Source organism: Sporosarcina sp. P16b (genome assembly GCF_002743065.1).
Taxonomy (GTDB): Bacteria; Bacillota; Bacilli; order Bacillales_A; family Planococcaceae; genus Sporosarcina.
The window spans coordinates 222,644-247,362 of record NZ_PDYO01000001.1; the positions used below are offsets into that span (position 1 = coordinate 222,644).

23 protein-coding genes are annotated in these 24,719 nt (G+C 41.1%); all 23 read left to right on the top strand.

What is annotated here, in order from left to right:
* The first annotated feature begins 53 nt into the window (after nucleotides 1–53).
* The 23 genes from rimP (at nucleotide 54) to CSV77_RS01230 (ending at nucleotide 24,574) form a co-directional block, all read left to right on the top strand.
* The gene (gene rimP / locus CSV77_RS01120; RefSeq protein ID WP_099630948.1) at nucleotides 54–524 is read left to right on the top strand and encodes a ribosome maturation factor RimP; all 471 of its coding nucleotides are present in this window, start codon (nucleotides 54–56) and stop codon (nucleotides 522–524) included.
* A gap of 83 nt (nucleotides 525–607) precedes the next feature.
* Nucleotides 608–1,801 (top strand): transcription termination factor NusA, encoded by a 1,194-nt coding sequence (gene nusA / locus CSV77_RS01125; protein ID WP_099630949.1) that lies wholly within the window; start codon nucleotides 608–610, stop codon nucleotides 1,799–1,801.
* A gap of 21 nt (nucleotides 1,802–1,822) precedes the next feature.
* Nucleotides 1,823–2,101 carry an RNase P modulator RnpM gene (gene rnpM, locus CSV77_RS01130; RefSeq protein ID WP_099672233.1) on the top strand — a complete coding sequence of 93 codons (279 nt, stop codon included), beginning with the start codon at nucleotides 1,823–1,825 and terminating at the stop codon, nucleotides 2,099–2,101.
* Entirely contained in the window at nucleotides 2,098–2,448 is a 351-nt protein-coding gene (locus CSV77_RS01135) for a YlxQ family RNA-binding protein (protein ID WP_099671982.1), read from the top strand. Before rnpM ends, CSV77_RS01135 begins: the two co-directional genes overlap by 4 nt.
* Entirely contained in the window at nucleotides 2,426–4,711 is a 2,286-nt protein-coding gene (gene infB / locus CSV77_RS01140) for a translation initiation factor IF-2 (RefSeq protein ID WP_099671983.1), read from the top strand. The genes CSV77_RS01135 and infB overlap by 23 nt, the downstream gene beginning before the upstream one ends.
* The gene (locus tag CSV77_RS01145) at nucleotides 4,708–4,986 is read left to right on the top strand and encodes a DUF503 domain-containing protein (RefSeq protein WP_099630952.1); all 279 of its coding nucleotides are present in this window, start codon (nucleotides 4,708–4,710) and stop codon (nucleotides 4,984–4,986) included. Before infB ends, CSV77_RS01145 begins: the two co-directional genes overlap by 4 nt.
* A gap of 22 nt (nucleotides 4,987–5,008) precedes the next feature.
* Nucleotides 5,009–5,359: a 30S ribosome-binding factor RbfA gene (gene rbfA, locus CSV77_RS01150; RefSeq protein ID WP_099630953.1), complete on the top strand. Its 351-nt coding sequence runs from the start codon at nucleotides 5,009–5,011 to the stop codon at nucleotides 5,357–5,359.
* A 97-nt stretch (nucleotides 5,360–5,456) separates the two neighbouring features.
* Nucleotides 5,457–6,368 (top strand): tRNA pseudouridine(55) synthase TruB, encoded by a 912-nt coding sequence (truB, locus tag CSV77_RS01155; RefSeq protein WP_099671984.1) that lies wholly within the window; start codon nucleotides 5,457–5,459, stop codon nucleotides 6,366–6,368.
* Between the two features lie 12 nt (nucleotides 6,369–6,380).
* Complete coding sequence (ribF, locus tag CSV77_RS01160) at nucleotides 6,381–7,319, top strand: riboflavin biosynthesis protein RibF (RefSeq protein WP_099671985.1); 939 nt, start codon at nucleotides 6,381–6,383, stop codon at nucleotides 7,317–7,319.
* 131 nt (nucleotides 7,320–7,450) lie between these two features.
* Complete coding sequence (gene rpsO, locus CSV77_RS01165) at nucleotides 7,451–7,720, top strand: 30S ribosomal protein S15 (protein WP_083035469.1); 270 nt, start codon at nucleotides 7,451–7,453, stop codon at nucleotides 7,718–7,720.
* Nucleotides 7,721–7,859: 139 nt separating this feature from the next.
* Nucleotides 7,860–9,986, top strand: a complete 2,127-nt coding sequence (gene pnp / locus CSV77_RS01170; RefSeq protein WP_099671986.1) for a polyribonucleotide nucleotidyltransferase — start codon at nucleotides 7,860–7,862, stop codon at nucleotides 9,984–9,986.
* Nucleotides 9,987–10,065: 79 nt separating this feature from the next.
* On the top strand, nucleotides 10,066–11,325 hold the full coding sequence (locus CSV77_RS01175) for a M16 family metallopeptidase (protein ID WP_099630957.1): 1,260 nt from the start codon (nucleotides 10,066–10,068) through the stop codon (nucleotides 11,323–11,325).
* 57 nt (nucleotides 11,326–11,382) lie between these two features.
* Nucleotides 11,383–11,661 (top strand): YlmC/YmxH family sporulation protein, encoded by a 279-nt coding sequence (locus CSV77_RS01180; RefSeq protein WP_099630958.1) that lies wholly within the window; start codon nucleotides 11,383–11,385, stop codon nucleotides 11,659–11,661.
* Nucleotides 11,654–12,460, top strand: a complete 807-nt coding sequence (locus CSV77_RS01185) for a hypothetical protein (RefSeq protein WP_099671987.1) — start codon at nucleotides 11,654–11,656, stop codon at nucleotides 12,458–12,460. Before CSV77_RS01180 ends, CSV77_RS01185 begins: the two co-directional genes overlap by 8 nt.
* Nucleotides 12,433–13,023: a dipicolinate synthase subunit B gene (locus CSV77_RS01190; protein WP_099630960.1), complete on the top strand. Its 591-nt coding sequence runs from the start codon at nucleotides 12,433–12,435 to the stop codon at nucleotides 13,021–13,023. The genes CSV77_RS01185 and CSV77_RS01190 overlap by 28 nt, the downstream gene beginning before the upstream one ends.
* A gap of 117 nt (nucleotides 13,024–13,140) precedes the next feature.
* Nucleotides 13,141–14,166, top strand: a complete 1,026-nt coding sequence (gene asd / locus CSV77_RS01195; protein ID WP_099630961.1) for an aspartate-semialdehyde dehydrogenase — start codon at nucleotides 13,141–13,143, stop codon at nucleotides 14,164–14,166.
* A 46-nt stretch (nucleotides 14,167–14,212) separates the two neighbouring features.
* Complete coding sequence (gene dapA / locus CSV77_RS01200) at nucleotides 14,213–15,103, top strand: 4-hydroxy-tetrahydrodipicolinate synthase (RefSeq protein ID WP_483315659.1); 891 nt, start codon at nucleotides 14,213–14,215, stop codon at nucleotides 15,101–15,103.
* Between the two features lie 113 nt (nucleotides 15,104–15,216).
* Complete coding sequence (locus CSV77_RS01205) at nucleotides 15,217–16,884, top strand: ribonuclease J (RefSeq protein ID WP_099635967.1); 1,668 nt, start codon at nucleotides 15,217–15,219, stop codon at nucleotides 16,882–16,884.
* Nucleotides 16,885–16,972: 88 nt separating this feature from the next.
* The gene (locus tag CSV77_RS01210) at nucleotides 16,973–19,315 is read left to right on the top strand and encodes a DNA translocase FtsK (RefSeq protein WP_099671989.1); all 2,343 of its coding nucleotides are present in this window, start codon (nucleotides 16,973–16,975) and stop codon (nucleotides 19,313–19,315) included.
* 350 nt (nucleotides 19,316–19,665) lie between these two features.
* Nucleotides 19,666–20,754 (top strand): BMP family lipoprotein, encoded by a 1,089-nt coding sequence (locus CSV77_RS01215; RefSeq protein ID WP_099671990.1) that lies wholly within the window; start codon nucleotides 19,666–19,668, stop codon nucleotides 20,752–20,754.
* A 260-nt stretch (nucleotides 20,755–21,014) separates the two neighbouring features.
* Nucleotides 21,015–22,583, top strand: a complete 1,569-nt coding sequence (locus CSV77_RS01220; RefSeq protein ID WP_099671991.1) for an ABC transporter ATP-binding protein — start codon at nucleotides 21,015–21,017, stop codon at nucleotides 22,581–22,583.
* Complete coding sequence (locus tag CSV77_RS01225) at nucleotides 22,573–23,619, top strand: ABC transporter permease (RefSeq protein WP_099671992.1); 1,047 nt, start codon at nucleotides 22,573–22,575, stop codon at nucleotides 23,617–23,619. The genes CSV77_RS01220 and CSV77_RS01225 overlap by 11 nt, the downstream gene beginning before the upstream one ends.
* A 1-nt stretch (nucleotide 23,620) precedes the next feature.
* Entirely contained in the window at nucleotides 23,621–24,574 is a 954-nt protein-coding gene (locus tag CSV77_RS01230) for an ABC transporter permease (protein WP_099630968.1), read from the top strand.
* Nucleotides 24,575–24,719: the final 145 nt, after the last annotated feature.

Consider the following 24,719-nt stretch of genomic DNA (forward strand, 5'->3'; position numbering starts at 1 on the left):
TGGGGCTTCCCGCTCTTTTCTGTTGTTATTTTGAATTTCGGGAGGGATACCATATGAGTAAAATTATAGAGGAAGTCGAACAGTTAGCAAGGCCGATCGTTGAAGAATTGGGTCTTGAACTGGTTGATGTTGAGTTCTTGAAAGAAGGTCGCGATTGGTTTTTACGCGTCTACATCGATACACCTGAAGGTAATATTGACATAGATCAGTGTGCGGCAGTCAGTAATAAACTTAGCGAGGAACTAGACGTTGTGGATCCGATTTCGCAAAATTACTTCCTTGAAGTGTCTTCTCCCGGGGCGGAAAGACCTTTGAAAAAAGATGAAGATTTTGAAAAATCCGTGGGCCAATACGTGTTCATCAAAACGTATGAACCGATTGATGGAATGAAAGAATTCGAGGGGTATTTACTCGGGTACGGACCGGAACATGCAAAAGTGGAAATACGGATCAAGACGAGAAAAGTACTAGTGGAAATTGACAAAACAAAAATTGCATTCGCACGACTGGCAATTGATTTTTAAAGCGAAAAACAACCTCTGTCTAGCCTTGCGCTAGTGACTGAGGAACCAAGAGCAACAACAATTGGAATGTAGGAGTGATGAACATGAGTAGTGAGCTACTCGACGCACTGACAGCTCTTGAACAGCAAAAAGGTATTTCAAGAGACGTAATAGTCGATGCAATTGAAGCAGCGCTTGTGACAGCGTACAAACGAAATTTTAACCAAGCACAAAACGTGCGTGTGGACTTGAATTTAAACAAAGGCACAATGGCTGTCTATTCACGTAAAGATGTAGTAGAAGAAGTAGAAGACGAGCGATTACAAATTTCATTGGAAGATGCACAACTCATCAATCCAGTATATGAACTACATGATGTCGTTGAGGAAGAAGTCACACCGCGTGACTTTGGACGAATTGCTGCCCAGACTGCTAAGCAAGTTGTAACCCAGCGTGTTCGTGAAGCTGAACGCGGTTTGATCTATGAAGAGTATATCGATCGTGAAGAAGATATCGTCAACGGAATCGTAGAGCGTATGGATCCGAAAAACCTATTCGTTGGATTAGGGAAAGTGGAAGCGGTGTTACCGTCAAGCGAACAAATTCAAACAGAATCATATGCACCCCACGATCGCATCAAAGTATACATTACAAAAGTAGAAAGAACAGCACGTGGACCTCAAGTCTTTGTTTCCAGAACACATCCAGGTCTATTACGGCGTTTATTTGAACTTGAAGTGCCTGAAATATATGATGGTACAGTAGAAATCAAATCGATTGCACGTGAAGCGGGCGATCGCTCAAAAATTTCTGTCTATACAACAAACGAAGAAGTGGATCCAGTAGGTTCCTGTGTAGGTTCAAGAGGAGCACGTGTCCAAACTATTTCGAACGAATTGAATGGCGAAAAAGTAGATATCGTAGAGTGGTCTGAAGATCCGGTCATCTTCGTCGCAAATGCTTTAAGCCCTTCAAAAGTTATTGATGTACAAGTAAATGAAGAAGAGCGTTCTACTACTGTTGTTGTACCAGATTACCAACTCTCCTTGGCAATCGGGAAAAGAGGCCAGAATGCAAGATTGGCTGCTAAATTAACGGGTTGGAAAATTGATATCAAAAGTGAAACGGATGCCAGAGAATTAGGGATCTATCCCCGTGAGGAATCTCTTGCAGTGCCAGTAGAAGAGGTAGATGGTAGTGCAGATGAGTTCCTAGAAGCTTATGAGTATGAAGATGAAACGCCAGCTGAATCAGCTGAAGATTTTGATTTATACGCAGATGAAGACAAAGAAGATTGATTTGGAAAGGATTGCATGCTGATGGCGAACAATCGAAAAATCCCTTTGCGTAAATGTGCAGCGACTGGTGACATGTTACCTAAAAAAGAAATGATTCGAATTGTCCGTACGAAAGAAGGCGAAGTATACGTGGATTTGACAGGAAAGAAGTCAGGCCGCGGTACATACGTTTCCAAAACGGAGGATGCCGTAGAAAAAGCACGTAAGCAACACTCGATTGAACATCAATTGAATGTCAAAGTACCGGAAGAAGTATACGAAGACCTTTTGCATGCAATTCGTCGAGAGGCAATTAAATGACAAAAGATTCGATACCTATTTATCAATTGCTTGGTATGGCGGCACGTGCACGTAAAATTGTAACGGGTGAAGATTTAGTCGTACAGTCAGTTCGTGCAGGCGAAGCGCATCTGGTTATCCTATCTGATGATGCATCAAAGAACACTATGAAAAAAATAACGAATAAATGTAATACGTACAACGTTGAGAAGCATGTATTTGGAAGCCGTGAAGAACTCGGGCATGCAATTGGAAAAGAAGCTCGAGTCGTTTTGGCACTAACAGATAAAGGATTCGCAAAAAAGTTATCCGAGCTTCTCAATGAATTTAATCGGAGGTGGGCTAATGACGAAAATGAAAGTACATGAATATGCCAGATCAATAGGCAAAACAAGTCGAGATATTGCTGCTGAATTAAGTAAAAGTAATATTGTAATAAAGAGCCATATGGAAGAACTGGATCCAGTATCTATTGCAAAATTAGATGAGAAGTTTGGTGATCTTAAAAAGCCAGAGGCGAAAACTGCTACAGTTAAGCCAGCGAGCAAACCAGCAAACCAGAGAACTGATCGTCCAAACAACACAAATAAAACAACTGGCGCGCAAGGTACTAACCGACCTGCAAGTAGCCAAGGCGGATCTAACCGTCCAGCTTCCACTCGTCCTCAAGGACAATCTACATCCGCACCGAAAGCGGGTAGCTCGCAACCACCACGTCAGCAGGGTGCAGGTTCAGCACGTCCAGCTGGCGGAGGTGGACGTCCAGGCGGGGGGCGCGGTGGTAGACCACCAGCACGCGGGATTAATCAAGGTCGCCGTAGATACCGTCCGGCGGTACCTGCACAAAAGATTGAAATACCATTACCGGATAAAATTACTTTTTATGAGTCATTATCAGTGGGTGAGCTAGCTAAAAAATTAGGTAAAGAACCTTCTGAAATCATCAAAAAGTTGTTCATGCTTGGTGTAATGGCAACCATTAACCAAGAATTAGATAAAGATGCAATTGAGTTAATTTGTGCGGAATACGACGTGGAAGTAGAAGAAGAGATCCGCATTGACGTAACAGACTTGGAGATCTACTTCGAAGATCCTGAAGAGGAAGAAGAAGTACAAGGTGAACTAACAGAAAGACCACCAGTTGTCACAATTATGGGTCACGTTGACCATGGTAAAACGACGTTGCTTGACTCTATTCGTAACACTAAAGTAACGCAAGGTGAAGCGGGTGGCATTACTCAGCATATTGGTGCATACCAAATTACAGCTAACGACAAGAAAATCACATTCCTTGATACACCAGGCCACGAAGCTTTCACAACGATGAGAGCGCGCGGTGCGAAAGTTACGGACTTGACAATCTTAGTTGTAGCAGCCGATGACGGTGTTATGCCACAAACAATTGAAGCGATCAACCATGCAAAAGCAGCAGAAGTTCCAATCATTGTTGCAGTTAACAAAATGGATAAACCTTCTGCAAATCCTGACCGCGTTATGCAGGAATTAACTGAACACGGTTTAGTCGCAGAAGACTGGGGCGGCGATACGATTTTCGTACCAATTTCTGCACTAAAAGGTGAGGGAATTGATCAGTTACTCGAAATGGTTCTATTAGTTGCAGAAGTAGGCGAATTTACTGCTGATACTTCCATTAGAGCTAGAGGTACTGTAATTGAAGCGCAACTCGACAAAGGAAAAGGTTCTGTAGCTACTTTGCTTGTGCAAAATGGTACATTGCATGTAGGAGATCCAATTGTTGTCGGGAATACGTACGGTCGTGTTCGTGCAATGGTCAGTGACCTTGGTCGTCGCGTAAAAGAGGCAGGTCCTTCAACACCAGTAGAAATTACTGGGTTGAGTGATGTTCCATTTGCAGGAGACCGTTTCGTCGTATTTAAGGATGAAAAAACGGCTCGTCAAATCGCTGAATCACGTGCTGGAGAAGCGCTTCAAGAACAGCGTGTGGAGAAAACACGTGTAACACTCGATAACTTGTTTGATCAAATGAAACAAGGCGAAATGAAAGAATTGAACTTAATTGTTAAAGCAGACGTACAAGGTGCGGTTGAGGCAATGGCGGCTTCTCTAATGAAGATTGAAGTAGAAGGCGTTAATGTAAAAATTATCCACACTGGCGCAGGGGCGATCAATGAGTCCGATATATCTTTGGCAGCTGCATCTAACGCGATCGTTATTGGATTTAACGTACGTCCTGATACCAATGCAAAACGTGCCGCTGAAGCAGAAGGCGTAGATATTCGTCTGCACCGTGTTATTTATAAAGTAATTGAAGAAATCGAATCAGCTATGACAGGCCTACTTGATCCGGAGTATGAAGAGAAAGTAATAGGTCAGGCAGAAGTTCGTGAAACATTTAAAGTATCTAAGATCGGAACGATTGCAGGAAGCTATGTAATCGATGGCAAAATCACAAGAGATGCTGGCGTTCGTGTTTTGCGCGATAACATTGTAGTCTTTGAAGGCGAATTGGATACATTGAAGCGTTTCAAAGATGATGCAAAAGAAGTTGCAAAAGGCTATGAGTGTGGTATTACAATTAAAAAATTCAATGATGTCAAAGAAGGAGATATCATCGAAGCGTACGTTATGGAAGAAATTAAAAGAGTATGATTGTTTACGCGGAATGTTCTTTCTACATCCCAGCAGCGGCTTCTTTAAAAGAAAAGCGAGCCGTTTTGAATAGGATGAGGGATCGGGTGAAAAACTCCTATAATGTATCGGTTGCAGAAATCGATCATCAAGATCTATGGCAACGTACTACATTCGCATTAGTTGCCGTGGCATCTTCCAAAGACGCCGCGGAACGGGAAGTGAGACGTGCGATTCGTCTGTTTGAATCCAATCCTGATTGGGAAATGACTACGTGTACAGTTGACTACTTATGAGCAAAGAACGAGGTGAATTGCCATGTCAGTGCGTGCTAATCGTATAGCAGAGCAAATGAAGAAGGAATTGGGCGATATTATCGGCCAAAAACTGAAAGATCCACGTATCGGATTTGTGACGGTGACCGGTGTTGATGTAACTGGAGATTTACAACAAGCGAAAATCTTTATTTCTGTTCTAGGAACGGATAAAGAAAAGGAAGATTCGTTACTTGGGCTTTCCAAAGCAAAAGGTTTCATTCGATCAGAAATTGGTCAGAGAATCCGCCTTCGCAAAACACCCGAAATTGAATTCGAAATCGATGAATCAGTCGCTTACGGTAATCGGATTGAAAGTTTGATCCGCAAAGTAAAAGACGAAAATGAACAATAAACACGAGGAGGAAGTTCATAGTCGCTTAGGCGGCATGACTTCCTCCCTTCTTACATAGAGCAAGTTTTTCTGAATGAATTTAGGAAGAAGGGGTAAGATGAACGGTATTCTACCTTTATGGAAAGAGAAAGGTATGACGTCGCATGACTGTGTCTTTAAGTTACGAAAGATATTACGGACAAAAAAAGTCGGACATACAGGCACGTTGGATCCTGAAGTAGAAGGTGTCTTGCCTATATGTATAGGAAGAGCCACAAAAGTCGCTTCATATATTACAGATGCAGGTAAAGAGTATATCGCAACCGTTTCTATAGGGCGCTCAACGGAAACCGAAGACGCGCAAGGCGAGACTGTAATAAGTGATTTAACACAGAAAGAATTCACTAGGAATCAAATTGTAGAAGCATTAGAGCAACTAACAGGTGAAATCACTCAAATCCCACCTATGTATTCAGCGGTAAAAGTAAACGGCAGACGTCTGTATGAATATGCGAGGAAAGGCATTGATGTAGAACGTCCTGTTCGTAAAGTGCAGATCTATCAAATGGATTTATTTACTGAAGATCAACTTTTTAATGGCGAAGAAGTAATGTTTTCCATTAGAGTACGTTGTGGTAAAGGAACTTATATCCGAACGTTAGCTGTGCAAATTGGCGAACTGCTTGGATATCCAGCACATATGAATTCCTTAGTCCGAACTGTTTCGGGTAATTTTGACGAATCACATTGTAAAACTCTCGAAGAAGTAGCACAAGTGATGGAGTTAGATCAAGTACAGACAATTTTGCGTCCTATCGAAGATGTATTGACTGATTTTCCACAACTTGAAATCGATGCAGCATCATTGGAATCTATACGAAATGGTCAAGTGCTTCCCGCAGTACCACTGCTAACTAATCACCCTTCTATCATGATGATGTTCGAAGGTCGTGTGTTGGCAATCTATCAAAAACATCCAACAAAGCCCGGTTTAATGAAACCGGAAAAAATGCTGCTAGCTAGTGAGTAAGGAGAGATAGAAATGAAAATCTATAGATTACGGTATCCGGATTCGATAAATATTCGACAACATCTTGCTTCTTCGTTAGCTATCGGATTTTTTGATGGTGTACATAAAGGACATCAGGAAGTCATTCGCAGTGCTAAAAAAGTTGCAGATGATTTATCGATCGAGACAGCTGTCATGACGTTCGACCCCCATCCATCACAGTTGTTTTCAGGAAAAAATGTTGGATATATTACACCGATTGAAGAAAAAATCAGGGTGCTTGAATCTCTTGGTGTGGATACCCTATTCATCGTCAGTTTTGATTGGGAATTGGCTAGTCTTTCACCGCAAAGATTTATCGATATCTTTATCAAAGGACTTGGTGTTAAACATGTTACGGCCGGCTTCGATTTTACATTTGGTTCAAAGGGTTCTGGGACGATGAAAGATATGCAGGAGCTATCGGAAGGTGAGTTTGGGACAACAGTTATTTCTAAAGTGACTTTCAATCAAGACAACAAAGTATCTTCCACGGAAATTCGCCAACTATTATCTAATGGTGATGTAGAAGCGGCAGCGATACTTCTCGGTCGTCCATTCCGTACAATGGGTGAAGTAATACATGGAGAAAAACGGGGACGTCAGTTAGGTTTCCCTACAGCTAATATCCAAACTGCCGAAGAACATGTAGTTCCCGCTAGTGGTGTGTATGCCGTGCGTTGCCTGATAGGAGATACATGGTACCGCGGTGTCTGCAATATGGGTGTAAAGCCAACATTTCATGATCCAGAACATCGAATTCCTACAGCTGAAGTACATCTGCTGGACGTCAATATGGATCTGTACGGACAAAAAATGGCAATTGAATGGTTGTACCGTATACGTTCGGAACAAAAATTCGATTCACTTGATGCATTAAAAATGCAAATTGGAAAAGACAAGCAAACGGCAAAGGACTTATTAACCGACTAGTTGGTTGTTGCAACTGACATAATGCCGTGATATGATACAATAGTGTTCATTACACGAACCTCTTCTTGGCAACACGAATCACCAACGTTTGCTCGGGGGACGGGGATACTTTTATTTAGGAGGTGAAAAGGATGGCTATTACACAAGAGCGCAAAGCTGAATTGATTAACGAATTCAAGACTCATGAAAATGATACTGGATCTGCTGATGTTCAGATTGCTATCCTTACTGAAGAGATCAATAACCTGAACAGCCACTTACGTACTCACAAGAAAGATCACCACTCACGTCGTGGTTTGTACAAAATGGTTGGTACACGTCGTCGTCTATTGAGATATCTACGTGAAACTAACGTTCAACGTTACCGTGATCTTATTGCATCACTTGGCTTACGCCGTTAATAAGACTGAGAAGCGGGCTTTGCCCGCTTTTTTCTATGGAATTAAGATGAAATATTTCGCATATATGTATCACGTTTGATACACTATGAATAATTACATACAAGATGTATACAGTTATACAATAGAGAGGAGTTCTACAATGTCAGAACAGAAAAAAGTTTATACACTCGATTGGGCAGGACGTACGCTTACAATCGAAGCCGGCCAACTTGCAAAGCAAGCTAACGGTGCGGTGCTTGTCCGCTATGGCGAAACAACAGTACTTTCCACGGTGACAGCTTCTAAGAAACCAAAACCTCTAGATTTCTTCCCACTTACAGTGAATTATGAAGAACGCATGTACTCGGTTGGTAAAATCCCAGGAGGATTTATCAAGCGCGAAGGACGTCCTTCAGAAAATGCAGTATTGACTAGTCGGTTGATTGACCGTCCGATAAGACCATTATTCCCTGAAGGCTTCCGTAACGACGTCCAAGTAATTTCACTTGTTATGTCAGTGGATCAGGATTGTTCATCTGAAATTTCAGCTATGATTGGTTCTTCTTTGGCTTTATCTATCTCAGATATTCCATTTGATGGACCAATCGCAGGCGTTCAAATAGGTCGTATAGATGGAGAATTCATCATCAATCCTACACCGAGTCAGCTTGAAACATCAGAACTTGATTTAGTCGTTGCGGGAACAAAACATGCAATTAATATGGTCGAAGCAGGAGCTAAAGAAGTTTCTGAAGAGATCATGTTAGAAGCAATTATGTTTGGTCACGATCAAATTAAGAAATTAGTCGAATTCCAAGAGAAAATTGTAGCTGAAATTGGCAAACCAAAGTTCGAAATCGAATTGTTCACATTGGATGCAGACATCAGTAAAGAAGTAAAAGATCGTTGTGAAAACGAACTAATGACAGCAATCCAAACTGAAGAAAAGCATGCACGTGAGGAAGCGATCAACGAAGTGAAGGCAGCTGTACTTGAGCATTACACAGAAGCCGAAGCTGACGAAGAGACTATCAAGCAAGTGAAAGCGGTTCTTGAGCAAATGGTGAAAGATGAAGTACGTCGTCTAATTACAGTCGACAAAGTTCGTCCAGATGGCCGTTCGCTTGACGAAATTCGTCCACTATCATCCGAAACTGGGATCTTACCTCGCACTCATGGTTCTGCATTATTCACACGTGGACAAACACAAGTACTAAGTGTATGTACATTAGGGGCGCTTGGTGAAAATCAGATTATTGATGGTCTAGGTTCAGATGAGTCTAAGCGCTTCATGCATCATTATAATTTCCCGAACTTTAGTGTCGGTGAAACAGGTCCGATTCGTGGTCCAGGTCGTCGTGAAATTGGTCACGGTGCATTGGGAGAGCGGGCATTACAGCCTATGCTTCCCGATGAAGTGGAATTCCCTTACACAATGCGTCTAGTTGCAGAAGTATTGGAGTCTAATGGTTCCTCTTCACAAGCATCAATTTGTGCCTCTACAATGGCTATGATGGACGCTGGTGTACCACTCAAAGCACCTGTAGCTGGAATTGCTATGGGATTGATCAAAAAAGAAGAAGACTATTCCATTCTGTCAGATATTCAAGGAATGGAAGACCATTTAGGCGATATGGACTTTAAAGTAGCAGGTACTAATAATGGTATTACTGCTCTTCAAATGGATATCAAAATTGATGGTTTATCCCGTCAGATTTTGGAAGAATCTCTTGAGCAAGCGAAAATTGGTCGTATCAAAATTCTTGATCATATGTTGACGACAATATCTTCAACTCGTGAAGAATTATCTGAGTACGCACCGAAGATTATAGTCATCCATATCAAACCGGACAAGATTCGTGATGTGATCGGACCAGGTGGAAAAGTCATTAATAAAATTATTGAAGAAACTCAAGTGAAAATCGATACAGAGCAAGATGGAACGATTTATATCTCGTCGCCAAACTCTGAAATGAATGAAAAAGCTAAGAATATGATCGAAAATATTGTGCGTGAAGCAAAAGTAGGCGAGTACTACTTGGCGAAAGTTAAGCGTATTGAGAAGTTCGGTGCATTCTTGGAAATCTTCCCGGGCAAAGACGGCCTACTTCATATTTCTGAGATTCAGGAAGCACGTACGAAAGAAGTAGAAGATGTATTAAAATTGGATGATGAACTATTTGTAAAGGTAATTGAAATCGACAGACAAGGTCGAGTGAATCTTTCACGAAAAGTAGTCATTCAGGAAGAAAAAGAACAAGAACAAGAACAAGCTAACAAAGAGTAATCAATTCGTGAAAAAAGCCTCTTCCTGCACAAGTTGCGGCGAAGGAGGCTTTTTGTTCTTACAATAAGGAGTGAAGTCTGTGATTCAAAAATATAATTGTTCAAATGGTGTACGCATTATCCATGAAAAAATGCCGCATTTACAGTCCGTGGCAATCGGTGTCTGGGTGCATGCAGGTTCAGCCAATGAAACTAAAGAGCAAGAGGGCATTGCCCATTTTATTGAACATATGTTGTTTAAGGGAACGGACACAAGAAGTGCACGAATGATTGCTGAGCAGTTTGATCAGATTGGGGGCGATCTAAATGCCTTTACTTCTAAAGAAATGACTTGCTATTACACTACAGTCTTAAGTCATCATGCTTCATACGCATTAACTGTTTTATCTGATATGTTTTTCCATTCCCAATTCAAAGAAGAAGAGATGGAAAAAGAAAAATCTGTCATTCTGGATGAAATATCTTCTGTTGAAGACATGCCTGATGAAGATGTGGACGAAAGATTATGGGCCGGAATGTTCTCAGAGGATGCAATTGGAAAGCCTGTAGGTGGAAGGATTGAAACAATAAAGTCATTTACGAAAGAAATGGTTGAAGAATTCATGGTGAAACATTATCGTCCTGAAAACTTGGTTATTTCCATTGCGGGAAATTATGATGAGCGTTTAATCAAGCTGATTGAAGCAAACTTTGGAAGCTATCAAAGTAAAGACCAGGCTTCTGTTTCGATAAAAGACGAAAAAGTACCGAATTTTACAGCACAACAAATCATCAAAACAAAAAATATTGAACAAGCTCATGTATGCTTTGGTTATCCTTCTCTGCCTTCGACTCACGATAAAATTTACGAGTTAAGCTTATTCGATAGTATCCTCGGCGGAACGATGTCATCTAGGTTATTTCAGGAAGTTCGAGAGAATCGCGGTCTAGCCTATTCGATTCACACATATTATGCCGCATATAAAAATGCTGGCTCCTTTGTGATTTATTGCGGAACCTCTCCGGAAAACATTTTAGAGACGTATCGTACAATTGATCAGGTCATTGCGGAAGTACTCCATGATGGTCTAACAGATAAAGAATTGCGAAATGCCAAAGAACAACTTAAAGGTAGTTTTGTTCTTGGTTTGGAAAGCTCTGAATCGCGTATGTATAGGAACGGACGCAATGAATTAGTGCTTGGCAAACATCAGACGATCAATGAAGTCGTTGAACATATTGAGAATGTTGAAAAACGAAATGTCTATCGACTGGGACAGCAAATGTTAGAAAGTGATCGTGCACTATCCATTATCGCGCCTAAATCAAGTATTCAGCAATTAAAAAAATTGCAGAACTAGTCGACTTCTCGCCTCTGATACATATGATGAAAGAGATCTTTAAAGGGGAGGGCTTTCATGAAATTATCAGAACTGGCACAAAAAGAGCTGATTCAAGTAGAAGAAGGCATGAGGTATGGCTTCTTGGCAGAAACAGATTTGCTGTTCGACCGCAAAACAGGAGCAATCATCGGATTTGAAATACGGAAAAAATTAGGAAAAACTCTTTTTAGGCAAAAAGATCAAGATATAATTGAATATATTCCTTGGCATGAAATTGTGTTGGTGGGCGAAGATCGGATTTTATTTGGCAAAACACATGAACTGAATAGAAAGGAAGTGGAAGAATATGACTAAATGGCTTGTAGTAGGCACCGATCAGCGTTTGCGCATTGCGAATGAACTATTGGTAAAATCAGGAATCGACAGTGAATATATATGTTCTGATACGTTTGATGAACAGTTAAAGCAAACTTTGATAGATACAAAGCCTGATCATCTTCTACTTCCTTTGTTGATGATGGAACAAAGCATACCCGTAGACTATTTGAAAAAGGGCTCTTCTGTTTATTCCGGTAATACTTCGGCGAAATGGAGACAAGAGCTTGCTGAGAAAGGTATAACGCATACGAATTATCTAGAAAATGAGCAATTCATTTGGAGAAATGCTCAATTGACTGCAGAAGCATTCGTTCATGTCTTTTATGAACATACCAAACGACAGATTGCAGGTAAGCATTTTTATATTGCTGGATTTGGCAGAGTAGGAAAAGCAATTGCCCATACATTGTATCAATTGCAGGCCACTGTCACCATCGTTGCACGTGCTGACGGACAATTGGCGGAAGCAGAGGTGTTTGGATATAACACTCTAAAACTCCATGATGCCACAACATTCAGACATGGCTATTTAGTTAACACTATTCCAGCCCCATGGCTCGATACAAATCAAAGCGGTACTTTACATGTATTTGATGTCTCTTCAACACCTGGGTGCCTAAAGCATTCCAATTCCGCTGAATACTATACGATACACCTCAAATTGCCCGGGAAGCATTTTCCTGAGGATGCGGCAGCTGTATTAGTTGACGCGATTTTGAGAATAAGTATAGACGAAAGGGGAACTAAATGCTCAAAGGAAAACGAATCGGATTAGGCATCACTGCTTCACACTGCACATACGACCAACTGCTTCCGATGATCGCTTCGTTGCAAAAAGAGGGAGCGATTGTCGTTCCAATTATTACACATTCAGTTCTTCATGCTGCAACGCGTTTTGGTACGGGTGAAGAATGGATTAAACGAATAGAAGAAGCGACAGGCGAGAAGGTAGTGACAAGTATTGTTGAAGCAGAACCATTCGGACCATCCAATCCGCTTGACTGCATGGTAATTTCACCGCTTACGGGTAATTCCATGAGTAGGTTCGCAAATGCTGCTACTGATTCACCTGTTTTGATGGCAGCTAAAGCAACATTGCGTAATGGTAAACCGGTAGTACTTGGTATTTCTACAAATGACGCACTAGGACTTAACGGAATGAATCTCATGAAGTTATTGAATATGAAACACGTCTTTTTTATTCCATTCGGTCAGGACGATTGCATAAAAAAACCGAACTCCTTAATATCGGATTTCTCATTATTACCTGCTACTGTTGCATCCGCGATAGAAAGTAAACAATTACAACCGTTACTAATAATTCATAATAATGCATGAAAATAGATTTTTAAATTCTTCAATATATGTTATAATTCGTTCAATCACAATTAACGAGACGAGGACATGACAATCTGTCCCTACTATTGCTTGTTAATAATTGAAAGGAAGATATAGATGAAGAGTGTTACTGTTGCAATTGTTGGCGCGACCGGAGCGGTAGGTACAAAAATACTTGAGAAATTGGTGGAACGTAATTTTCCTGCCACTTCCATTAAGTTACTAGCATCTAAACGTTCAGCGGGCAATGAAATCATAGCGGGTGGAAAAACGTACGTTGTACAAGAAACAACGCCGGAAGCTTTTGAAGGGATCGACATTGCATTCTTTAGTGCCGGTGGAAGTATTTCCGAGAAGTTTGCACAAGACGCAGTGAAAAGCGGAGCGGTTGTAATTGATAACACAAGCGCGTTCCGCATGGACCCTAATACGCCACTTGTCGTTCCAGAAGTGAATCCACAAGAGTTGAAAAACCATTCAGGAATCATTGCGAATCCAAATTGTTCTACCATTCAGATGGTAGCAGCGCTTAAGCCTATTAAAGATCAATATGGACTGAGCAAGCTCATCGTATCTACTTACCAGGCAGTCTCAGGTGCCGGCGTGGAAGCGATTGATGAACTAGCGGAACAAAGCAAGCAATTCACGGATCGTAGTGAAATTGAAGCAGAAGTATTACCATCCGCTTCTGCAAAACGTCATTATCCAATCGCATTCAATGCGATTCCACAAATTGATTCATTTGATGAGTCGGGCTATACATTGGAAGAACTGAAAATGATCAATGAAACAAAGAAAATATTCGGCGATCAAAACATGGCAGTAGCAGCAACGTGTGTCAGATTACCAGTTGTATCCGGACATTCAGAATCCGTTTACATTGAAATTGATCAAGACGACGTCACAGTGAAAGATATCCAGGCATTGATCGAAAATGCCCCAGGAATTGTCTTGCAAGATGATCCGGCTTCACAGCTCTATCCAATGCCACTTTATGCAGAAGATAAAGATGAAGTATTTGTAGGAAGAATCCGTAAAGATTTAGATAACAGCAAAGGATTCCACCTATGGATTGTATCGGATAACTTATTAAAAGGTGCTGCATTAAACTCCGTGCAAATCGCCGAGGCACTTATCAAATAAATTGTGTAAGTAGAATTAAGAATGATAACGAAAAGGAATGGTCAATGTGCAACTTGGAAATGTAGGGACAGCAATGGTCACTCCTTTTTCTCCTGACGGTACGATTGATTACGCCCAAACAACCAGCTTGCTTGAGCATTTGATCGCAAATGGGACAGATTCTGTCATCGTAAGCGGTACAACTGGTGAATCACCGACGCTAACTGTTACGGAGAAGAAGGAATTACTGGATTTTGTAGTAAAGGTTGTGAATAAGCGTATTCCAGTGATTGCAGGTACAGGGACAAACAATACTGCGGAATCCATAGAGCTGACTAAGGCTGCCGAGCGATCAGGGGCTGACGGAATCATGCTCGTGACACCTTATTATAATAAGCCAGACCAAAAAGGTATGTATGCACACTTTTCAAAAATTGCTAACGTTACAACATTGCCTGTATTGTTATATAATATTCCAAGCCGTTCCATCGTCAATTTGCTTCCAGAAACCGTTATTGCATTATCGAAAATCGATAATATTAAAGCAATCAAAGAAGCAAGTGGAAATTTGGAGCAGATGGCAGAAATCATTGAAGGAACCGCGGACGATTTTGAAGTGTACAGTGGTGACGACGGATTGACTTTGCCATTGCTTGCAATTGGCGGTAGAGGAATTATTTCAGTTTCTGCACACATCGTGGGAAATGAAATGCAAGAAATGATTCAAGCTTTCCAAAATGGCAACATAAAAGAAGCCGCTGAACTTCATCGTTCATTATTACCGGTATTCAGAGCATTGTTCTCGATGCCGAATCCTGTGCCTGTGAAATATGCGCTGGAAAAAGCAGGTGTACCAACAGGCGGCGTTCGTTTACCACTTGTGGCAATGGATGAAAATGAAGCCGCGATCATCGACGAAGCGCTTGAAAAATTTGAAAAAAGAACACGGATTCTGTAATAAATAAAAGCCGGACGACCATTCCGGCTTTTTTTGTTTGTACTGAACGCCTACTATCTCGTATAATGGTGTTTAGTCGTTGTGGGCGGGAATAGAATATAGGAGGAAACAATGTGACGAAAATACAAAATGAATTAATTAGAGTGATTCCACTAGGTGGAGTAGGGGAAATTGGAAAGTCTATGTATGTCGTTGAAATCGACGACGAACTATTTGTTATGGATTCGGGGTTAATGTTTCCAGAAACGGAAATGCTAGGTATTGACTTTGTAATACCTGACATGACGTATCTTGAAGAGAATAAAGATCGGATCAAAGGAATATTCTTAACTCATGGTCATGAAGATGCAATTGGGTCTATTGCTTATTTATTACAGAAAGTACAAGCTCCTGTCTACGGTACAAAGTTGACATTGGCTTTGGCGAAAGAACATTTGAAAAAAATGCCGGCACCATCTAATGTCCGATTCTTCGAAGTGACAAGCAAAAGCCGAATGAACTTCAAGCGTACGCATGTGACATTCTTTTACACAACGCATAGTATTCCGGATTCTTTAGGAATTGTCTTCCATACAAGTGAAGGTGCAATCGTCAATACAGGGGAATTCAAATTCGACCAAGCAGCAAAAGGCAAATATCGCCCTGATATTGCGAAAATGGCTACACTTGGTGAAGAAGGAGTCTTTATCTTGATGTCCGACTCTACAGAAGCAGAGCGTCCAGGTTATACGACATCTGAGTCTGTAATCGAAAAACGTCTTTTTAAAACATTCCACGAAGCACAAGGAAGAATTTTAGTAGCGTTGTATGCATCAAACTTCATTCGTATTCAGCAAGTACTAGATCAGGCTGCAGCACAGAAAAAGAAAGTTGCAGTTGTTGGTAAAAGTTTAGAAAGCTACTTTGAGGTCGGGTTAAAATTAGGTTATTTACAAGTGGAAGAAGATATTGTAATTCCAGTTAAAGACATGGAGCGCTATGATGATCAGGATATCGTAATCATTGTAACAGGTAACCAAGGTGAGCCACTAGAAGCATTGGAAAAAATCGTCCGTAAACATCATAGAGAAATTAATATCAAAAGTTCAGATACGGTCTTGATTACATTCACGCCGTCACCCGTAATGGAAATTTCCATGTACAAGATGATGAATGAATTAGCAAAGGCTGGAGCGACTGTACTGACGTCCACACGAAATGTACACGTCTCGGGTCACGGTTCTGCTGAGGATTTGAAAATGATGTTAAACTTAATGCGACCTCAATATTTTATTCCGATTCAAGGGGAATATCGTATGCTGATTGCACACTCCAAGCTCGCTCAAGAAGTTGGTCTACCTAAAAGCCGTATCTTCATTGCGGATAAAGGCGACATTGTTGAATTCAAGAATGAAAAGCTTCGCATGGCGGGTAGAGTCCAGGCTGGTAACGTCTTGATCGATGGTATTGGTGTAGGAGATGTAGGAAACATCGTGTTGCGTGACCGTAAGCTGTTATCGCAGGACGGGATCTTTACAGTCGTTGTGACATTGAACAGAAAGCAAAAACGAATCGCTGCAGGTCCTGAAGTCGTCTCACGAGGGTTTGTCTATGTACGTGAATCAGAGGAATTATTTGAAGAAGCGACAAAACTGATTACTAAAATTGTCGAGAAGTACGTGAATAAAGAAACATTTGAATGGACAAACATTAAACAAGAGATCCGTGAGACTTTGAGTTCGTATTTATATCAGCAAACAAAACGTCGCCCGATGATTATCCCAATTATCATGGAATACTGATCCATATTGTTTGTTGACTAATTAAAGAACAATTGGATTTCCATGCCTTTATGGCTGGAAATCTTTTTTTTAGAAAGGGGGTTAGCAAATGGCGAAGAAACGTGCTAAAAAGAGAGCACCAGCGAAGAAAAGACAACAGAAAAAACAGCAAAGTCAAATGCAACCGCTCTGGTTTGAAATTTTAGGTGTCATTTTAATCGGTATCGCAATTATCATGATCTTTGAATACGGCGTAATCGGTCGAGGGTTATCGGCTTTCTCTAGATTCTTATTTGGTAATTGGTATGTTGCATTGCCATTTTTGATTATTGTGCAAGCATTGATTTTCATGGTCAAGAGACAAATCGGCGGATATAAGCACCGAATCGTCATCGGTTGTTTATTCATTTTAGGTAGTATGCTGTTGTTCAGTCATGTTCATTTATTTCAGACATTGTATGAAAGCAAGGTTCTGATGTCAAATTCCGCACTGAAGGAAACATGGAAAGTTCTCATCACCAATGATGGTATACATGACCAAACGGGGACGCTAGGTGGCGGTATGATAGGCGCTGTACTATTCGCAATGTTTTATTCACTGGTTGATTCATCAGGCGCTACAGTGGCTGGTGTACTGTTACTGCTCATTGGCATGATCTTGTTGACGGGAAAGGCTTTGATTCCCATCTTGGTCGAACAAACACCTATCTTGATGAATAGTATCAAGAACAAATGGATGGCGAGAGAAAAGAAACCTGTCAAGTCACCTGAAGAAAAACGTAAAGAAAGTGCGCGCAGTAATAGAAAGAGTAAGCCAAAACTAGTAAACACTGCTGAAATGGAATCAGTACAAGAACATCCAGAACCGGTCAGTGAACCAATTATCTCTAGCTTCACGGCAAAAATCGAACAGGCTGTACAACCAGAAGTTGTACAAGAAAGGGAATTGATAGATAAAGTAGACACAACCCTTGATCCTAAAGATCCTGCGGTTGATTATCCAGTAATGGGCGGAGAACAAGAAAACGAATCGTATATTTTGCCATCCACCAATCTATTGGAACCACCTGTAGCAAGTGATCAGTCTGGAGAATATAATTTAATTCAGGCAAACGCCAAGAAACTAGAGAAAACGTTCCTAAGCTTTGGCGTCAAAGCACGAGTGACACAAGTCCACTTAGGACCAGCAGTCACTAAATATGAAATCCTACCTGATACAGGTGTAAAAGTAAGTCGCATTGTTAGTTTGGCGGATGATATTGCATTGGCATTGGCAGCTAGTGGTATTCGTATTGAAGCACCAATCCCTGGTAAGTCAGCAGTTGGAATCGAAGTACCGAACAATGCAGTGGCGATGGTAAGTTTACGTGAAGTGTTGGAATCTAAAGAAAATAATTCTCATGAATCCAAGTTGCTAGTAGGTTTAGGCCGTGATGTGACAGGACAAGCCATGATGACAGAACTCAATAAAATGCCCCACGTATTAATTGCGGGTGCCACGGGCAGTGGTAAAAGTGTTTGTGTCAACGGCATCATTATGAGTATTATCATGCGGGCGAAACCACATGAAGTGAAAATGATGATGATCGATCCGAAAATGGTAGAGTTGAACGTATTTAATGGTATTCCACATTTGTTGGCGCCTGTCGTTACGGATCCGAGAAAAGCGGCGCAAGCGTTGCAACGTGTTGTATCGGAGATGGAGCGCAGATATGAGTTATTCTCCCATACCGGCACACGGAACATTGAAGGGTATAATAACCATATTGAACAGTGGAATGAAGAACATGATGAGAAACATCCACGCATGCCATATATTGTTGTTATCGTCGATGAACTGGCAGACTTAATGATGGTGGCATCAAGTGACGTAGAAGATTCCATCACACGTCTCGCACAGATGGCGAGGGCCGCCGGGATTCACTTAATTATCGCTACTCAACGACCAAGTGTTGATGTCATTACAGGAATCATTAAGGCAAACATTCCGTCACGAATTGCATTTGCTGTCTCTTCAGCCATCGATTCTCGAACTATTTTGGACGGTGGCGGTGCCGAGAAGTTATTGGGACGGGGAGATATGTTATTCCTGCCTGCGGGCGCTTCAAAACCTACGCGTATTCAAGGCGCATTTGTCTCGGATGAAGAGGTCGAAGCTGTAGTAGATTTTGTTATCGAACAGCAAAAAGCTCAGTATCAAGAAGAGATGATTCCGACGGAGGTTGAAGTATTAGCACCGCATGAAGAAACCGATGAGTTATATGATGAAGCCGTACAAATGGTAGTGGAGATGCAAACTGCGTCCGTATCGATGATCCAGCGTCGTTTCCGAGTCGGTTATGCTAGAGCTGCACGTATAGTGGATCAAATGGAAGCGCGGGGTGTGGTTGGGCCGCCTGAAGGCAGTAAGCCAAGACATGTACTACTCAATAAATCTGAGCTGGAAATGTAAGTCTTCTTTCGTCCTTATTTTGATAAGTCGAAGTTATTCGTGATTTCGGCTAGATATTTCCTTCTACCTAAGTAAATGTTATAGTGAAGGCAGAAGGAAATTATCATTGCAGGCTATTGAAATAGAGTCCGTCATCCGATATTTAGTAGAACCGAAAGCGCTACCATGTAATGTAACTTCATCACTGTTATCATGAACATCATCTACGGGTCGGGTAAAAAGTTCGCGAATATTTTACTAACACGATTCTTTTCATATTCAGTTTTTAAGTAAAAAGTAATGTCGATAGGGGTATAAGACGTACAACGTCCTAACATAATACCAAAATAAGCCAAGGGAGGTCATTATTGATGAAAAAAAGAAAATTTGGTCTAGCGATGTCTTTAGTGTTAGCCGCAGGTACAATGTTAGCAGCATGTGGCTCTGACGATAAAGGCAAAAACAATGCGGGTGAAAAGCCGGCAACAGGGGACAGCGGTGAGAAAAGCGAATTTTCAATTGCTATGGTAACTGATGTTGGAGGAATTGATGATAAATCATTCAACCAATCTGCATGGAAAGGCGTTAAAGAGTTTGGAGAAGAACAAGGATGGGAAAAGGGGACTGGCGGCTACGATTACCTTCAGTCAACTGGCCCAGAAGATTATACAACAAACCTTAACAACTTGGCTCGTCGTGACTTTAACCTAATTTACGGAGTAGGTTTCTTGATGGAAGATGCAATTGAAGATATTGCAGCGCAACAAAAAGATACTCAGTTCTCAATTATTGATGGTGAAGTAGATGCTCCAAACGTAGCTAGCATCCTCTTTAAAGAACAAGAAGGCGGATACTTAGCTGGTGTCGCAGCTGGATTAATGACAAAATCAAATAAGATTGGTTTCATTGGTGGCATGGACAATCCTGTAATCGAGCGTTTTGAAGCTGGATTCCTTGAAGGTGTCAAATCAGTTAAGCCTGAAATCAAAGTAGATTCAAAATATGTAGGTGCATTTGATAAAGCAGAACTTGGTAAAGCTGAGGCGGGCCGTATGTATTCTTCAGGCGTAGACATTATTTTCCACGCTGCAGGCGGAACAGGTAACGGTGTATTCTCAGAAGCGAAAGAACGTAAGCAAGCAGATAAAGATGCATACGTTTGGGTAATCGGTGTTGACTCTGACCAGTATGAAGAAGGAAAAGTGGGAGATGCCAACGTTACACTTACATCTATGTTGAAGCGTGTAGACGTAGCAGTTAAAGACATTGCTGATTTATCGATGGCTGGTAACTTCCCTGGTGGTGAAACAAAAGTCTACGGCCTTTCAGATAATGGTTTAGGTCTTGCTGATTCACGTGGCGCTATTCCACAGGACGTTTTGGATCAAATTGATGAACATGCACAAAAGATTGCAAATGGTGAAATTGAAGTACCAGAGTTTGTAGAAAAGAAGAAATAAGGTCATTAAATAACTGAAGGCCGGTTTTATATCCGGCCTTCATTTCATTAAGTTAATAAAATAAAGGTTCCTTGATATTTGTTCTGGAACTTTTATTTTATTAATTTTTAAGATTAATAATAAAAAATATTGGCAGGCTACTTATAAAAAATGGCAAAGCTTTCAACTTTTCATATAGGGGCTTTATCACGTATTATTGAAGATAAGAGTTGTGCTATTTAATTCTATTGAATTCAATTATAGGCAAGGAAGTGATGGGGATGAATTATGTAATTGAGATGCTAGAAGTTTCAAAAAGGTTTGGAAATTTCTATGCAAATGATCATATTACATTACAACTGGAGAAAGGCGAAATTCACGCATTGCTGGGTGAAAACGGTGCGGGGAAATCTACCTTAATGAATGTGTTATTTGGTTTGTATCAACCGGATGGTGGAGAAATCCGTGTCCGTGGCGAAAATGTAGCAATCACTGATCCGAACGTGGCGAACGATCTCGGAATCGGGATGGTGCATCAACACTTTATGTTGGTGGAGAATTTAACTGTAACCGAAAACATTATTTTAGGTAGTGAGCCAACTAAATCTGGTGTTATTAACATTAAGGATTCTGCAAAAAAAGTTGCAGAAATTTCTAGGATGTATGGTCTCGATGTGGATCCTTACGCCAAAATCGAGGATATTTCAGTTGGTATGCAACAACGTGTCGAAATTCTTAAGACACTTTATCGTGGAGCAGATATTCTAATATTTGATGAACCTACTGCATCACTAACGCCTCAGGAAATTGATGAATTATTGAATATCATGAAAAAGCTCGTTGCAGAAGGAAAATCCATCATCTTGATCACCCATAAACTGGCGGAAATCATGAACGTCACAGACAAAGTTACTGTCATCCGCAAAGGTAAAGGAATTGGTACTGTTATTACATCGGAAACGAATCCCGAAGAGTTGGCGACGTTGATGGTAGGACGTCAAGTCACATTTAAAACAGAAAAAGGCCCATCCCAACCGACTGAAGAAGTATTGAAGATAGAAAATCTTCAAGTGAATGACTATCGTGGTGTTGCTAAATTAAAAGGCCTTAACCTTTCAGTACGGCGCGGTGAAATTGTTGGGATTGCTGGCATTGATGGTAACGGTCAATCGGAATTAATCGAAGCAATCACGGGCTTAACTAAAGTAAAGAGCGGTAAGATTTTTATCAATGATGAAGATATCACAAATAAAAAGCCGCGAAAAATCACCGAAACCGGTATTGGACATATTCCTCAAGACCGCCACAAGCATGGACTTATATTAGACTTTTCGGTGGCGTATAATAGCGCGTTGCAATCGTATTATCATGAACCATTATCTAAAGGCGGAATCATGAATTATAAAGAGATCAATGAGAGAGCAGGAGAACTGATCAAAGAGTACGATGTCAGAACCCAAGGAGCACACGAATTAGCGAGGGCGTTATCCGGAGGAAATCAGCAAAAGCTCATCATCGGACGGGAAATTATGAGAAATCCGGATTTACTAATTGCCGCATTACCTACACGTGGTTTGGATGTGGGAGCAATCGAGTTTATTCATCGCCGTTTGATTGAACAACGTGATAAGGGAAAAGCAGTTTTACTCATTACGTTTGAGTTAGATGAAGTCATGAACGTTTCTGATAAAATCGCTGTTATTTATGATGGGACTATTGTAGGTACCGTAACACCTCAAGAGACAACGGAACAAGCCCTAGGATTAATGATGGCGGGTCATTCAAAAGATGTTGCTGAGAAAAAGGTGCTAGCCGCTGAGAAAGATGGTGATGAACATCATGTCGAATAGAATGATCAATATACTCGTCCCAATGATTTCGATCCTTCTAGGACTTTTAGTAGGCGCTGTTGTGATGTTGATCAGTGACTATAATCCGATCACAGGCTATATAGCATTATGGAATGGTATTTTTGGTGATTCTTATGCAATTGGTGAAACCATTCGTCAAATTAGTCCATACATACTTGCCGGACTTGCAGTGGCATTTGCATTCAGAACTGGACTTTTCAATATTGGTGTTGAAGGACAATTGATCGTTGGCTGGTTTGCTGCAGCTTATGTAGGGATGGCATTCGATCTGCCAAAAATTATTCATTTACCTTTCGCACTGATAGCAGCAGCTGCCGCTGGGGCGCTGTGGGGGCTTGTGCCGGGTATTTTAAAGGCGACATTGAAAGTGCATGAGGTTATTGTCACCATCATGATGAACTATATTGCCTTACACGTGGTGAACGCATTAATTAAAACACTCTCCGGTGGTGGATTCAAATTGGAGCGTATCCATCAATCGGCTTCGCTTCGGTCAGAGTTCTTATCTAATCTAACGGACTATTCTACATTGCACTACGGAATATTCGTAGCATTGGCTATGGTTGTTGTCATGTGGTTCATTTTAGAGAAAACAAAGACTGGATTTGAGTTGAAGTCTGTTGGATATAACGATAATGCTGCTCGCTATGCGGGTATGAGCGCAAACAAGAATATTGTTCTCGCAATGGTCATTTCGGGTGCTTTTGCTGGACTTGGAGGTGCAATGGAGGCGCTTGGTACGTTTGGTAATATGTCCTCCATGGGTGGCTTTACAGGAATTGGTTTTGATGGAATCGCCGTGGCCTTGCTTGGTGCGAATACGCCACTTGGTGTCATCTTCGGAGCCACATTATTCGGCTCATTGAAATATGGTGCGAATAATATGCCGAACGAAGCAGGAATTCCAGTAGAAATTGTTTCAATTATTATAGCATTGGTTATTTTCTTTGTTGCCTGTGGATACATCATCCGTGTAGGACTCATACGTTTGCGTAATAAGAAGGAGGAGAAGTAACATGTTAGATGTATTATATTTTATCATACCTATAACAATTGCTTCTGCAGCTCCTCTTATTTTTACAGCAATTGGCGGTGTATTCTCTGAACGATCCGGAGTCATCAATATCGGATTGGAAGGCCTTATGATTATGGGGGCATTCATTGGTATCTTATTCAACTTGTTTTTTGCGGATACCTTTGGCGCCTGGACACCTTGGATTGCGTTACTTGTGGCAATGCTCGTTTCAGCCCTATTTGCAACACTTCACGCTGTAGCGTCTATCTCGTTCCGGGCGGATCAAGTAGTGTCAGGTGTTGCAATTAACATGTTAGGTCTGGCTATCGCATTATTTTCGGTAAAAATGATTTTCGGCAAAGGTCAAACAGATTTTATTCAACAAAAAATCCCGAGATTCAACGTGCCGTTTTTGGAAGATATTCCAATCATTGGCCCCATGTTCTTTAAGTTAGTTTATGGCTCTTCAATTATGGCGATCGTCGTAGCGTTTATCGCATGGTTTGTTATTTATAAGACACCATTTGGTTTGCGTCTTCGCTCAGTAGGAGAACATCCGATGGCGGCAGACACAATGGGCATCAAAGTAACAAAAATCCGCTATATTGCAGTACTAATTTCTGGCGGCCTAGCTGGAATTGGTGGGGCAGTTTATTCACAGACCATCACGAATGATTTCGGGCATGCAACAATTAATGGACAAGGATTTATGGCTTTAGCAGCAATGATCTTTGGGAAATGGCATCCACTGGGAGCTTTAGGTGCTGCGCTATTCTTCGGATTCGCGCAGGCGCTAGCAATCAGTTCTTCCAGTATTAAGTTACTAGCAGATATCCCATCAGTATACTTCCATATATTCCCTTACGTTTTAACTATCCTAGCTCTTGCTGGATTCCTTGGAAAAGCGAAAGCACCAAAAGCACTTGGTAAACCTTACGTTAAAGGAAATAGATAAATGTCAGAAAAGCTATCTGGAGATACGAATTCTTCAGGTAGCTTTTCTAAGGTTGTAGCAATATTACTCGGAATTTCTTTCAACTTCCGTTTCAGTCTTAGCTAAACACGATCTTCAGTGCGCGAAAGTTGTATCATTTTCCAAA

What these genes read in the sequence shown, in the direction of transcription:
- rimP (WP_099630948.1), top strand. Translation starts at nt 54, where the DNA reads ATGAGTAAAATTATAGAGGAAGTCGAACAGTTAGCAAGGCCGATCGTT.
- nusA (WP_099630949.1), top strand. Translation starts at nt 608, where the DNA reads ATGAGTAGTGAGCTACTCGACGCACTGACAGCTCTTGAACAGCAAAAA.
- rnpM (WP_099672233.1), top strand. Translation starts at nt 1,823, where the DNA reads ATGGCGAACAATCGAAAAATCCCTTTGCGTAAATGTGCAGCGACTGGT.
- CSV77_RS01135 (WP_099671982.1), top strand. Translation starts at nt 2,098, where the DNA reads ATGACAAAAGATTCGATACCTATTTATCAATTGCTTGGTATGGCGGCA.
- infB (WP_099671983.1), top strand. Translation starts at nt 2,426, where the DNA reads ATGACGAAAATGAAAGTACATGAATATGCCAGATCAATAGGCAAAACA.
- CSV77_RS01145 (WP_099630952.1), top strand. Translation starts at nt 4,708, where the DNA reads ATGATTGTTTACGCGGAATGTTCTTTCTACATCCCAGCAGCGGCTTCT.
- rbfA (WP_099630953.1), top strand. Translation starts at nt 5,009, where the DNA reads ATGTCAGTGCGTGCTAATCGTATAGCAGAGCAAATGAAGAAGGAATTG.
- truB (WP_099671984.1), top strand. Translation starts at nt 5,457, where the DNA reads ATGAACGGTATTCTACCTTTATGGAAAGAGAAAGGTATGACGTCGCAT.
- ribF (WP_099671985.1), top strand. Translation starts at nt 6,381, where the DNA reads ATGAAAATCTATAGATTACGGTATCCGGATTCGATAAATATTCGACAA.
- rpsO (WP_083035469.1), top strand. Translation starts at nt 7,451, where the DNA reads ATGGCTATTACACAAGAGCGCAAAGCTGAATTGATTAACGAATTCAAG.
- pnp (WP_099671986.1), top strand. Translation starts at nt 7,860, where the DNA reads ATGTCAGAACAGAAAAAAGTTTATACACTCGATTGGGCAGGACGTACG.
- CSV77_RS01180 (WP_099630958.1), top strand. Translation starts at nt 11,383, where the DNA reads ATGAAATTATCAGAACTGGCACAAAAAGAGCTGATTCAAGTAGAAGAA.
- CSV77_RS01185 (WP_099671987.1), top strand. Translation starts at nt 11,654, where the DNA reads ATGACTAAATGGCTTGTAGTAGGCACCGATCAGCGTTTGCGCATTGCG.
- CSV77_RS01190 (WP_099630960.1), top strand. Translation starts at nt 12,433, where the DNA reads ATGCTCAAAGGAAAACGAATCGGATTAGGCATCACTGCTTCACACTGC.
- asd (WP_099630961.1), top strand. Translation starts at nt 13,141, where the DNA reads ATGAAGAGTGTTACTGTTGCAATTGTTGGCGCGACCGGAGCGGTAGGT.
- CSV77_RS01210 (WP_099671989.1), top strand. Translation starts at nt 16,973, where the DNA reads ATGGCGAAGAAACGTGCTAAAAAGAGAGCACCAGCGAAGAAAAGACAA.
- CSV77_RS01215 (WP_099671990.1), top strand. Translation starts at nt 19,666, where the DNA reads ATGAAAAAAAGAAAATTTGGTCTAGCGATGTCTTTAGTGTTAGCCGCA.
- CSV77_RS01220 (WP_099671991.1), top strand. Translation starts at nt 21,015, where the DNA reads ATGAATTATGTAATTGAGATGCTAGAAGTTTCAAAAAGGTTTGGAAAT.
- CSV77_RS01225 (WP_099671992.1), top strand. Translation starts at nt 22,573, where the DNA reads ATGTCGAATAGAATGATCAATATACTCGTCCCAATGATTTCGATCCTT.
- CSV77_RS01230 (WP_099630968.1), top strand. Translation starts at nt 23,621, where the DNA reads ATGTTAGATGTATTATATTTTATCATACCTATAACAATTGCTTCTGCA.